This window comes from Psychroflexus planctonicus (assembly GCF_014640195.1).
Taxonomy (GTDB): domain Bacteria; phylum Bacteroidota; class Bacteroidia; order Flavobacteriales; family Flavobacteriaceae; genus Psychroflexus; species Psychroflexus planctonicus.
The window spans coordinates 1-12,316 of record NZ_BMGM01000018.1 but is presented as its reverse complement, the minus strand read 5'-3'; the positions used below and the strand labels follow the sequence as shown (position 1 = coordinate 12,316).

Sequence of the window (12,316 nt, the reverse complement as noted above, 5' to 3'; positions counted from 1 at the left end):
CAAAATGAAGAAAGTCAGATTATCGATGCCATTCGTTTGCGTTTTGCCGCTGATGGAATTACTGAAGTAGATGCAGCAGATATTGCTAAAATGGGAAATATCGATGAAAACCTAGCTTCTGTCAATCAAAACAGCTTGTTTAGCATTCAGCGTAGAAACTTCCCTGAAAATGATGAAGTAATTCCGTTATTTACCAACAACTGGCGTAATCAAGACTACAGCTTTGTTGCCAACTTATCTAATTTTGGAACAACAGAAGTTTATTTAGTAGATGCGTATTTAGGTACGGAGACTTTGTTAACAGATGGCGAAGTTTATTCCTTTAGCGTTGATGCCAATGTTGCGGAATCGCTAGATAGTCAGCGTTTTTCCTTAAAGTTTGATGCAGAAACCATGAGCATGGAAGATGTAGACAAAAAGTGGTTTAGCCTCTACCCTAACCCAGCCGAAGATGTAGTGCAACTACAAAGTAACTTGACCTTAACAAACAAAGCAAATGTAGCTGTTTACAATATGCTAGGACAACAAATGCAAATTAAAGCAGAAGTAATAAGCCATACCAACTTGCGCTTAAGCTTAGGCCATTTAGCCTCTGGTGTATACATTGTACAACTTACCGATCAGGAAGGCAATAACTACACCCAAGAATTAATTAAAAAGTAAACTAAACACCTTAAACATGTCCACTACTCATTTAAAACTAGTAGTGGGCATGTTATAAAAAATAAAGAGATCATGCAGAAATTAAATATAAAATTAGGTATCGCAATTAGCTTACTTTTCATGTTTGTACTCATGCCGGAAGCACAAGCACAGAGTTTAGAAGAAGTATTCGATTTTGATAACGATAATGTAAACGATGTACCCGAAGCAACGATTAACATGTTAATATATGCCGGATTAATTTTAGGTAGCTATTTTGGTATTAAAAAAATAAAAGCATAAAAGCATGTTGAAGCGGTTAAAAAAAATCAATAAGCTCGATGTGGTATCCTATATTTTATACATAGCAGTTGCTATAATTCTTATATACATCATCTTCGTTCTTTAAGAACAAATTCAGCTTGAAAAAGAGCTTGAGTTGATGAAGCAAGGGATGTAAATATATCATTGTGAGTTATTTTTAAAAACCACCTTTTACGCAAGTAAGGTGGTTTTTTGTGATTTGTAAATTAATTACTTTGAATATCTTTGTAGAATATAAGCGACAGATAATGATAATTTTGTAGTGAACATTATTAGCTTTAGGATGGAACATACATTCAGTAGATATGAACAGAATATATCAATTTATTTTTGTTTGTAGGATAATTTCATACAGCATAATTGAGAATATAGCTTAAAGATATTTCATTTATTAAAAGCTTGCTAAAAAAAATTAAATTCTATACTACACTAAATTTAAAACAAGTGGATAAAAAAATTAAAATTAAATTATTTTTTGTTTCATGCTTTATATTAATGGTTTCACAACAAAAAATATATGCTCAATTAGATTCTGTAAACACCTATTTAAACTCAGCAAAACAAGCCTATAAATTAGGTGATTATGCGGCTAGCACACTTGATTATGAAAAAGCATTAGGTTTTGTGAAAAATTTAAGTCCAAATCACCAAGATCGAAAACTACTTAAACTAAAGTCTTTAAAGGGCTTAATTACAGTTTCTGGCATGGGTTCAGCAATGGACCTTACAGTAGTAGTTTTTAAAAATCATAAATCGTTTATTTTTCAAAACTTATGTAGTTCAAAACATAAGGCAGTAAAAATTGGAATCATCAATAATTACATCGCTGTAGCTTATCATAATAATTATACTGATGAAGCAATTAAGGCATATCAAGAGTTTATAAATTATATTGAAACTTGTACTGATTTTAGAGATGTTAATAAAGTGCAGTCAAGCGCGAATGCAGCTTTAGCTTATGCCAACCAAAAAAACACTAAAAAAGCTGTTGAATTATTGCCATTATTGAGCTACTATGTAGATAGTCTTCCAAATTGGACTAAGGCTGATTACGAGAAAGTATTAGCAAATGTTAAATCAGAAACAAATTCTTCTACCGATGAAATAATTAATCATTATAAAAATGCTGCAAACGGCTATAAACGTTCAAAAAAATATAGGTATGAGCTTAATATTTATGAAACTTTACTTAAAGACTATGGGGCTAGCTTGAGCAGTAAAGAGTTAATTACCATTGTAGAGAAAAGTAAAGTTGCTAAAAAAAATGCACCTTACTATCATTCTGAACAATATAATAAAATGATGAAACAATTTGGGTTTTTAATGCTTGAACGATCTGCTATTAAAGAAGAAAATCAACAACTTAAAAACTATAGTTTTATCCTAGCAATAATGGCCTTATTAATCATCATTAGTCTTTTGTTTATTACTAATAAACGAAATAAAGAGAAGAAAAATATTTACAAAAAGCTATATAGCACTGAGAAACAACTTAAGTTACAAAAAGAAAAGTTGACCCAATTGAAAAATAATTTTGTTAAGCAGAATTACGCAGTTACTTTGAAAAGGAAAAAGGACACAAGTAAAAGTTTTTACGATTTATACGAATCCTTAATCAAAGACTTTCCACAACTCAACTTCAATATTAATAATAATTATCCAAACTTAACAAAAAAGGAAATTGAAATTATTTACCTATCTCTATTAGGTATTTCTAATAAGGAAAGTGCTAGCCTACTTTCCTTAACATATGGTTCTTACCGCGTTGCCAAAAACCGTCTACTCAAAAAGATGAATTGCAAAGATAAACTTCATTTCGAACACTTAATTAAAGAACTATTAACCTAAAAACAAGAATTATACAACCTTGCTAACAACTTGATAACAGCTTTTTTTGGTTTTGTTGGCATACTCATATATTATTGGCAAAAAAAATTTATAACTTAAAATAAAAAAATATGAAAAGAAGATTATTGAGTTTAGTGGTAATTTTACTGTTTTGTAATTCCATTTGGGCACAAGTAGGTATTGGTACTACAAATCCAAATGCAGCTTTAGACGTTGTGTCTTCTAATGAAGGTTTACTTATTCCAAGAATTGCTTTATCAGCAACCAACGTAGAAACGCTTATTACGCCAACAGTTTCTGAGTTGGTGTATAATACCAATATTTCCTCAGCCGGACCAAATCAGGTTACACCTGGTTTTTATTATTGGGACGGTTCTTTATGGATTCGATTGAATACGTCTAGTCTGTCGTCAACAAGTGTATGGAATCTAAACGGTAATTCTGATACTAATCCTTCAACAAATTTTATTGGAACTACAGATGCTACCGGTTTGTCTTTTAAAACAAATAATACAGAGAGAGTTCATATTACTGCTACTGGTAATATAGGTGTATCTACAGTAAATCCAGGAGCTAAATTGGAAGTATTTAAAAACGAAACCACTACAGATGCACCAGTTGCTCGTTTTAACCAAAAAGGAACTGGTCACGGGATTAATGTTGAAATGGATGACACAACAGGTGCTAATACTGCTGGAATAACAGTATGGCAAGATGGTGCAGGCTATGGTGAATATATAAATATGCAAAGTAGCAATGCTAATCCTGCATTGGCTTTAAATCATGAAGGATCTGGAACAGGCTTGGATAATATAGTAGCTTCTGGTAATGGAATTGTTAATACTTTAGGCAGTAATAATACAAGTATCATAAATGATTTAAGTTCTTCAGGTGGAACAGGTAATTATACTTATCTAGGAGCTGAAGAAGGTACCGGTTCTTATGTGCTTGCAACTGATAACCCTACAACACCTTCAGCAGGAAGTGGTGGAGATGTTTTTGCCTATTTTGGAGAGGTAAAAACAGCTACATCCATATCTACTTCAAACACAGTTTGGGGAGCTGTTTATGCTGGTACTCAATACGGAGGAGGCCTTGGTATGTGGATTAGACACGAAGGTTCAGCTGGTAATGGAGCACAATTTAACACCATTAATCCTAATAATGCTTATGCTACATTATTTTCATATAGTGAAGGGCAAGGCTCAGCAATTTTAGGTATAAACAATAGTAATACTTTGCCTAGCCAAATATCAGTTGCAGATTTTTCATACACGGGGACAAATATAAAAGACCATATAGCTGTTAAAGGAGAATCTGCACCTTCAACTGGTTGGGGTATAGGCATGTTGGGCACTGGAGGTTTTTATGGTGTTTTTTCATCTGGTGATTTTGGTTCTACTGGTACTAAGACCTTTGTAATTGATCATCCTGAAGATCCTGCCAACAAAATGCTAAAGCACTTTTCTATAGAATCAAACGAAGTGCTTAATATGTATAGAGGTGTTGTAAAACTTGATAGTAACGGTGAAGCCACTTTAGAATTACCGGAGTATTTTGATCTTATTAATATAAATTTCAGTTATCAGTTAACGGCTATTGGCACCAGTCAAAATCCTTATGTATTACAAGAAATTGAAGCTAATCAGTTTAAAGTTGGAGGCGCTCCTGACACTAAAGTGTCTTGGACTATTTATGCTAACCGGAATGATGCTTACATGCAGCAAAATCCTGAAAAAGGGAAAGATGTAGTTGAAAAAGAAGGACATCGAAAAGGCAAATACCTTTCACCAGAGTTATACGGACAACCAGAATCTGCAGGTATGTTTTACAACGAAAAAAAGACAAATAAGAAAGTGAACACCAAAATAAATATCCCTGAAAGCATCAAAAATAATGCTAAAAATATAAAGGACAATAAAAGAAAACCTAAAATTAAGCCTACGTCTGGCTCTGGTTCAAAAAAATAAGATAATCCTTAGCTTTTTCTTTTTTACTATTTTTAATAAGCTTAGGTTTAGTATAGACGCATACACTAACTACACAAAATAATAGCTCAATTAAAGAATTATTAGTCAGATAACAAGCATTTTACAATCTTGCTAACAACTTGATAACAGCATTTTTTGTTCGAGTCGGCATGCTTATATAATATTGCTTAATAAAATTCCAAATTTAAAGCAATAAGTATGAAAAGAAGATTATTAAGTTTAATAGCTATTTTGATGTTTTGTAATTCCATATCGGCACAAGTGGGTATTGGTACGATAAACCCAGAACCAAGTGCTGCTTTAGATGTTACTAGCTCCAATAAAGGTTTTCTTCCCCCTAGATTAACTACAATACAACGAAACGGTATACTAAACCTTACACCCGGTTTAACTATCTATAATGTAGATAAGGCTTGTATAGAAGTTTATAATGGTACAACTTGGGAAAGTCTTACTAGTTCTAAGCTTCCAGAATCAAGCAATGCAAACGACATATTGTATTGGGATGGTTCAGAATGGGTCAACCTTGCCATTGGAGAAGAAGGAAGTATACTTAAGGTAGTTAATGGTGCATTAAGTTGGGTAACCGCTGCATCATCGCAAGTATCCTATGGATTTGAAGATCAATTTAATGACTTAACTACGGAACTCCAAGATTTAAAAACTGATTTTGCAAAGGTAAGAGTTAAGATAAGTTTTGGAACTAGTCTTGACCCAAATGTAACTGAAATGAGTTTATTAGTTTCTACTAACCCTAATCCAGTACCTATCAACTCAACTGAACTAACAATTAGTTTGTCTGATTTAAATCAAGAATATTTAAATCAAAGTGATGTGAATATTACAAGCCTTGAAGCTAACACTACCTATTATTACCGCGTCTTGATTAATGGTGAGTTTGTTTCTGAAGATATTAGTTTTTTTAAGACTTACAGTCATGAGCTAGGTGACAGCTATCAAGGCGGAATACTTGCTTATTTATATAAACCTTGGGAAGATGGATTTGTAAATGGACAAATGCATGGGTTTGTGGTTGCAGAAAGTGACTTATCTGTAACAGCTGCATGGGGATGTGAAGGTACACATTTAGCAGGGATGATTACGGGAGGTTCTGCTGCTTCTACTTCTTCTCAAAACCAAGCCATAATCAACAACTGTAGTGATGCCAATACCGCTGCAAAATTATGTAACAATTTAACATTAAACGGCTATAGTGATTGGTTATTACCTTCAAAAGACTTAATAAATGGTGGTATTAGACAGGGTGATGTTTTAAATAACCTTACGGGTATCACTAGTGGATACTACTGGTCTTGTACGCCACATTCCAACAACCCATCAACATCTGCATGGGCAACAGACATATTAAGTGGAAGTAATATTCAAGCTTCCAAGTCAACTTCATATAAAATAAGACCCGTTAGAGAATTTTAATTGAAGAAAATAAAAATGTTTTTATGATAACTGTTTAAAAATCAAATAAATAAATGATATGCGTATGTGCAAAAAATCTACAGACAAGAAAATAATTATACGTGTCGGATCAAAAAATAATATTGCTGAAAACATAAGATGCTGAACTTAATTTGGCATAATAATAAAAAAAACATGAAACCACTTTACATACTTCTTATACTTTCTCTATTAAGTTTTGGTGTAGTTAATGCCCAAGTGGGTATAGGCACAACAAACCCAAAGACAACTCTTCATGTAGAAGGAAACCCCACAAATACAACAACTGCAGATGGTGTTCGTGCTCCTGTGCTTAGCCTTGGTCAGTTAGACGCTAAAATAGCAGCTTATGGTACTGACCAAGATGGAGTCATTATATATATAAATGATGTATCTGCTGGTTCTACTGAAACAGAGACAGCCAATATCACCGAAACGGGTTACTACCACTACAATGCATCAAATGATGTTTGGAAAGCCATGGGAGCAACAGGACCACAAGGTGCAATGGGTACTCCTGGTAACGATGGTGAAGACGGACAAGATGGCGTAGGGATTACCTCTACGATTGATAATGGCAATGGCACCTTTACCCTTAACTTTAGCAATGGTAGTAGTTTTACCACCCCAGACCTGACAGGACCACAAGGTAGTGACGGAGAAGGAATAACAACTCTTGAAGGGCTTGATTTATTTGGTAATCCCGGGTTTACTGGTCCAGGTAACCCTGGTACAAATCCAGTTCAAATGTTTGATGCTCAATCAAATTCTATTATGCCTTATTATAATAATCAAGGTGGTCCTATAAATACGTTGTTTTCTGCTAATCTAGACACAACAGGACAATTTAAATTAGGAATACACGAGTCAGCTTTTTCAATAGGATTTTCAGGATACCAAGCAGGAGCACCAACATTATATGATAGCAACTTTAGCCCTATTGTATTTACTGGGGATTTTTTCTTACCTGCTCCAGACCCTGGAGATATGGGTCTCCCATATCCTATAAGTAAATTTAAATTTTTAACTATAAAAGATAGTAGTGGACAAGTATGGCTTATTCCAGCTTATGGTTATTAATAATAAATTTACAAACCGGTTCGATCAACATCCACCAAAGCTACATTAATATGAGTGAGCTATTACCAGCCACTTATGTATTAGTAATTCGAAATCAGGTGCAGAAAAAGCTTGAAACTTTAAAATTTTCAAACGCTAAACCCAACACAATGAATATTATACCAAGTTGTAATTCTGTGGGAATAGCTGCAAGGCTGTGTGCCGATTTAAATTTAAACGGTTACAACGATTGGTACCTACCGAGAAAAGTAGCAACTACGCTTGGAGGCAGTACTTCTACGATGGCTTCCAGTCCAGCAGCACTAAGTACCTCACAGGCAGGGTGCGTGCTGTTCGGGCTTTTTAAGCAATTACCTACTGCGCTGAGAATATATTAATATGTAAAGAAAATATATAAAGATAACAAGAGAAATAGATCTATTATTGCAGTAAATAAAAAACAAGATGAAAAAAACACTATTTACAATGGTAATATCGCTAATGGCTATACACACCACCAACGCTCAAGTAGGCATAGGGACAACATCACCTGATGCTTCAGCACAACTTGAAGTACAAAGCACGACCAAAGGTTTCCTGCCACCACGGATGACTGAAGATGACCGCGACAACATTAGCAGTCCAGCTCAAGGATTAATGATATATTGTACAAATTGTGGCTCGAATGGCGAAGCACAATTATATAACGGAGCTGCTTGGGTGAATATGACGGGTGGAACTGCCGCTGCGGTACAACCTCCACAAGTAGGAGATTTTCGTGATGGCGGAGTTGTGTTTTATGTTGCAACAACACCCACCGATTTAAATGGAGATGGAATCCTTGATGTTGGTTTGATATGCGCTATAGTAGACCAAAGTGCAGCAGTACAATGGTTTAATGGAGTTCACACAACAACAGGGGCTACTGCAACAGATATAGGTGTAGGAAAGACCAACACAACTGCTATCATTTCTAACCAAGGTACTGGAACTTATGCTGCATCTATTTGTAATGACTACGCTGTTAGCATAGATGGAACAACCTATAGTGACTGGTTTTTACCATCAAAAGACGAACTAGATTTAATGAATCAAAATAAAATAACTATAAATAATACTTCAGTTGAAAATGGTGGGAATAGTTTTGCTAGTGAATTTCATTGGAGTTCAAGCGAAAACACACCAAATCATACAGCTTGGGGGCAAAACTTTAACCTTGATAACCAGAACGGAGGTGCTAATAAAGGTGTTCTTGGTAGAGTTCGTGCTATTCGAGCTTTTTAAACCCAGTGAAACTTAAAGGTTTCACGGGTTAAACCATTTACCCCGTTAGATATGAGTTATTTCTACGTATATGTTTTAAAAAACGAAAAAGATGGCAATAATTATGTGGGCTATACCAATAATTTAAGAGACAGGTTAGCTTTGCATAATGCAGGGAAAGTTTCTTCAACTAAAAATCGTTTACCCATAAAATTAATATACTTTGAAGGATGCTTAAATCAACAAGATGCAACCAAAAGAGAGAAATACCTTAAAACATCATGGGGTAAAAGGTATTTAAAAAGCAGATTAACGAATTATCTCAAGGGATGAACCCTGTTAAATAAGGCAAAGCCTTCCACAGAGTGGATTTAACAGGGTGAATCTATTTAACAATTTGTCCGCGAAGCGGTCACTGATTAAAAATATCGAATAAGAAAAAATGAAAAAAACTATTTTAACTTTAGTAACGCTTGCCCTCATCGGCTTGAGCACCACCAACGCCCAAGTGGGTATAGGCACTACGACCCCAGATGCTTCAGCACAACTTGAAGTACAAAGCACGACCAAAGGTTTCCTGCCACCACGGATGACCGCAGCAGAGCGGAATACTATCAGCAACCCAGCCCAAGGATTAATGATTTATTGTACCAATTGTGGCTCAAATGGCGAAGCACAGTTGTATAACGGTACGGACTGGACTAATATGACGGGCGATGCTGCAACCGATGCCCCATCAAATATTTACTGGGTTGAGAAAGCTAATGATGGTACCAATATTGAATTTATTGTTCGAACAGATCTGGACGGAAATAATAAAGTGACTCTAGTTACAAGCGGAAGTAACGCAGTTCAAAATTTTGGATCTAATATGCAATTAACTGATACTAACATTTACTGGGTTGAGAAAGCTAATGATGGTACCAATATTGAATTCATTGTTCGAACAGATCTGGACGGAAATAATAAAGTGACTCTAGTTACAAGCGGAAGTTACGCAGTTCAAAATTTTGGATCTAATATGCAATTAACTGATACTAACATTTACTGGGTTGAGAAAGCTAATGATGGAACCAATGATGAATTCATCGTTAGAACAGACCTAGATGGAAATAATAAAGTGACTCTAGTTACAAGTGAAGGTTTTGCAGTTCAAAATTTTGGATCTAATATGCAATTAACTGATACTAACATTTACTGGGTTGAGAAAGCTAATGATGGAACCAATGATGAATTCATTGTTCGAACAGATCTAGACGGAAATAATAAAGTGACTCTAGTTACAAGTGAAGGTTTTGCAGTTCAAAATTTTGGATCTAATATGCAATTAACTGATACTAACATTTACTGGGTTGAGAAAGCTAATGATGGAACCAATATTGAATTCATTGTTCGAACAGACCTAGATGGAAATAATAAAGTGACTCTAGTTACAAGTGGAAGTTACGCAGTTCAAAATTTTGGATCTAATATGCAATTAACTGATACTAACATTTACTGGGTTGAGAAAGCTAATGATGGTACCAATATTGAATTCATTGTTCGAACAGATCTGGATGGAAATAATAAAGTGTCTCTTGTTACAAGTGAAGGTTTTGCAGTTCAAAATTTTGGTTCCAACATGCAGGTAAAATAATAGATTTTTTTTTCAATTTGTCTTATAATTTATAGTCTGTATCCATTACTTAATAGTTGAGATTATATTAAAACCTAAAAACTTAGCACACTTAAACGCTTATATACAACAACTCAAAAATTAATTTAAATACAATAAATATGAAACATTTACTCAACTTAATACTCTTACTTGCGGTTTCAGCGAGTTACGCCCAGTTGCATATAAACAGTGGTACAGAACTTTACGTAGCAGGCGATGCTGCCTTTTACACCAACGAAGATGTAAATAACCAAGGAACACTGACCTTTAAGCCAGCTACAGCAATTAATTTTACCGTTGATGCCGGATTAGACAATAGCGCTGGCAGCATTGCTTTTAATGATGCTACTTTAGTCGTTGGAAGCGGTACAACCAATGCCAATAGCACAGATGATTTTACATTTGGGACTAACGATGAAGTAAAACACGTAGTGCTAGACAAAAACACAGGAACCACCAACGTTATTGGTGGTCATTTAGGCATTATTGAAACCTTACAACTAACCAGCGGTACGCTTACTGCTGGAGACAAAATCACATTACTTAATCCTAGTGTGGGCCAAGAAGCTTATGTAGTAGAATCAACCGGAGGAACAGCCAACCTTAGTGTAGAGAAGTTCTACCCTGCTAAACGCGCCTTTAGGATGGTGGCAAGTCCCGTAGATGGTGGTAGCATCTTTGACAACTGGCAAAACAGCGGAGCTAATGAAGCTGGAATTGGTACCCATATTACGGGAGACAATACAGGAACAGAAGGAGAACCTAATTCAACTACAGGATTAGATTATACAGCTACAGGTAATCCCTCTTTATTTAGCTTTAGTAATGCCAATGGTTGGGAAGCCGTTAACAATACTAAGAATACAGATTTAAGCGTAGGTGTACCTTACCGTTTAATGGTGCGTGGCGATCGTGGAATTGACCTAAACTCCAATGAATCTTTTGGAGAAACTACACTCGTATCTCAAGGCACTTTAGTAACTGGTAACCAAAACTTAAACCCAGTTACGGTGGGAAGCTCTACCTTTTACAGTATTCTAGCTAACCCCTATCAATCTAGAATAGATGTAAGCGATCTCTTAAATGGAAATTCAGGGAATGTAAATACCGTCTTTTTCTATGTATGGGATCCGATGATTAACACCCGCGGTGGTTTTGTAACCGTAGATGATTTAGGTAATGGTGGTGTACCTAGCATAATTGCTTCTTCAGCTGATAAGTTTGTTGGACCAGGCGAGTCGTTTTTTATAAGAGCCAATACCAATAACCCTAATTTGCAATTTACAGAAAGCATGAAGGATGTTAGCAATCTTAATCCATCATCAGAAAGTGTAAATGAGCAAGCCCAATTGCAGCTGAGCCTGCAAGATGCTAACCAAGCCGTAATCGATGGAATACGTTTGCGTTTTGAAGCTAGTGCCAATAACGGCATAGATGGGTTTGATGCCGGTAAAATTGGTAATTTAGATGAGAACTTAGCATCTATTAATGCAAACAGCTTGTTTAGCATTCAGCGTAGAAACTTTCCAGAAAATGATGAGGTGATTCCCCTATTTACCAACAATTGGCGAAATCAAGACTACAGCTTTGTTGCCAACTTATCTAATTTTGGAACAACAGAAGTTTATTTAGTAGATGCGTATTTAGGAACAGAAACTTTGTTAGAAGACGGCGAAGCGTATCACTTTAGCGTTGATACCAATGTAGCGGAATCGCTAGATAGTCAACGTTTTTCCTTAAAGTTTGATACAGAAACCATGAGCATGGAAGATGTGGACAAGAAGTTGTTTAGCCTCTACCCTAACCCAGCCGTAGATGTAGTGCAACTACAAAGCAACTTAGCCTTAACAGACAAAGTAAATTTATCTGTTTACAATATGCTAGGACAACAAATGCAAATTAAAGCAGAAGCAATGAGTAATACCAACTTGCGCTTAAGCTTAGGCCATTTAGCCTCTGGTGTATACATTGTACAACTTACCGACCAGGAAGGCAATAGCTACACCCAAGAATTAATTAAAAAATAAAGAGATCATGCAGAAATTAAATATAAAATTAGGTATCGCAATTAGCTTACTTT

11 protein-coding genes are annotated in these 12,316 nt (G+C 35.3%); all 11 read left to right on the top strand.

Annotated elements, in window-relative coordinates; translation table 11 throughout:
* The coding region (locus IEV72_RS13475; RefSeq protein WP_188459647.1) for a T9SS type A sorting domain-containing protein at positions 1-663 on the top strand (663 nt) is incomplete at its 5' end.
* Positions 664-735: 72 nt separating this feature from the next.
* A complete protein-coding gene (locus IEV72_RS13470; protein WP_188459646.1) occupies positions 736-945 on the top strand; it encodes a hypothetical protein in 210 nt (69 codons plus the stop codon).
* A 465-nt stretch (positions 946-1,410) separates the two neighbouring features.
* A complete protein-coding gene (locus IEV72_RS13465) occupies positions 1,411-2,814 on the top strand; it encodes a helix-turn-helix transcriptional regulator (protein ID WP_188459645.1) in 1,404 nt (467 codons plus the stop codon).
* Between the two features lie 110 nt (positions 2,815-2,924).
* Complete coding sequence (locus tag IEV72_RS13460; RefSeq protein ID WP_188459644.1) at positions 2,925-4,784, top strand: phage tail-like protein; 1,860 nt, start codon at positions 2,925-2,927, stop codon at positions 4,782-4,784.
* A 219-nt stretch (positions 4,785-5,003) separates the two neighbouring features.
* On the top strand, positions 5,004-6,239 hold the full coding sequence (locus IEV72_RS13455) for an Lcl C-terminal domain-containing protein (RefSeq protein WP_188459643.1): 1,236 nt from the start codon (positions 5,004-5,006) through the stop codon (positions 6,237-6,239).
* A 174-nt stretch (positions 6,240-6,413) separates the two neighbouring features.
* The gene (locus tag IEV72_RS13450) at positions 6,414-7,337 is read left to right on the top strand and encodes a hypothetical protein (RefSeq protein WP_188459642.1); all 924 of its coding nucleotides are present in this window, start codon (positions 6,414-6,416) and stop codon (positions 7,335-7,337) included.
* A gap of 50 nt (positions 7,338-7,387) precedes the next feature.
* Complete coding sequence (locus IEV72_RS13445; protein WP_194428409.1) at positions 7,388-7,714, top strand: hypothetical protein; 327 nt, start codon at positions 7,388-7,390, stop codon at positions 7,712-7,714.
* A 67-nt stretch (positions 7,715-7,781) separates the two neighbouring features.
* A complete protein-coding gene (locus tag IEV72_RS13440) occupies positions 7,782-8,600 on the top strand; it encodes a phage tail-like protein (protein WP_188459640.1) in 819 nt (272 codons plus the stop codon).
* A 51-nt stretch (positions 8,601-8,651) separates the two neighbouring features.
* Complete coding sequence (locus tag IEV72_RS13435; protein WP_188459639.1) at positions 8,652-8,912, top strand: GIY-YIG nuclease family protein; 261 nt, start codon at positions 8,652-8,654, stop codon at positions 8,910-8,912.
* Positions 8,913-9,066: 154 nt separating this feature from the next.
* Positions 9,067-10,215, top strand: coding sequence for a phage tail-like protein (locus tag IEV72_RS13430; RefSeq protein ID WP_188459638.1), 1,149 nt, complete (start codon positions 9,067-9,069; stop codon positions 10,213-10,215).
* Between the two features lie 140 nt (positions 10,216-10,355).
* Positions 10,356-12,263, top strand: a complete 1,908-nt coding sequence (locus tag IEV72_RS13425; RefSeq protein ID WP_188459637.1) for a T9SS type A sorting domain-containing protein — start codon at positions 10,356-10,358, stop codon at positions 12,261-12,263.
* Positions 12,264-12,316 lie beyond the last annotated feature (53 nt).

Bases quoted from the DNA above. Each gene is read 5' to 3' on its own strand.
- IEV72_RS13425 (WP_188459637.1), top strand. From the start codon at position 10,356: ATGAAACATTTACTCAACTTAATACTCTTACTTGCGGTTTCAGCGAGT.
- IEV72_RS13440 (WP_188459640.1), top strand. From the start codon at position 7,782: ATGAAAAAAACACTATTTACAATGGTAATATCGCTAATGGCTATACAC.
- IEV72_RS13445 (WP_194428409.1), top strand. From the start codon at position 7,388: ATGAGTGAGCTATTACCAGCCACTTATGTATTAGTAATTCGAAATCAG.
- IEV72_RS13470 (WP_188459646.1), top strand. From the start codon at position 736: ATGCAGAAATTAAATATAAAATTAGGTATCGCAATTAGCTTACTTTTC.
- IEV72_RS13450 (WP_188459642.1), top strand. From the start codon at position 6,414: ATGAAACCACTTTACATACTTCTTATACTTTCTCTATTAAGTTTTGGT.
- IEV72_RS13455 (WP_188459643.1), top strand. From the start codon at position 5,004: ATGAAAAGAAGATTATTAAGTTTAATAGCTATTTTGATGTTTTGTAAT.
- IEV72_RS13435 (WP_188459639.1), top strand. From the start codon at position 8,652: ATGAGTTATTTCTACGTATATGTTTTAAAAAACGAAAAAGATGGCAAT.
- IEV72_RS13460 (WP_188459644.1), top strand. From the start codon at position 2,925: ATGAAAAGAAGATTATTGAGTTTAGTGGTAATTTTACTGTTTTGTAAT.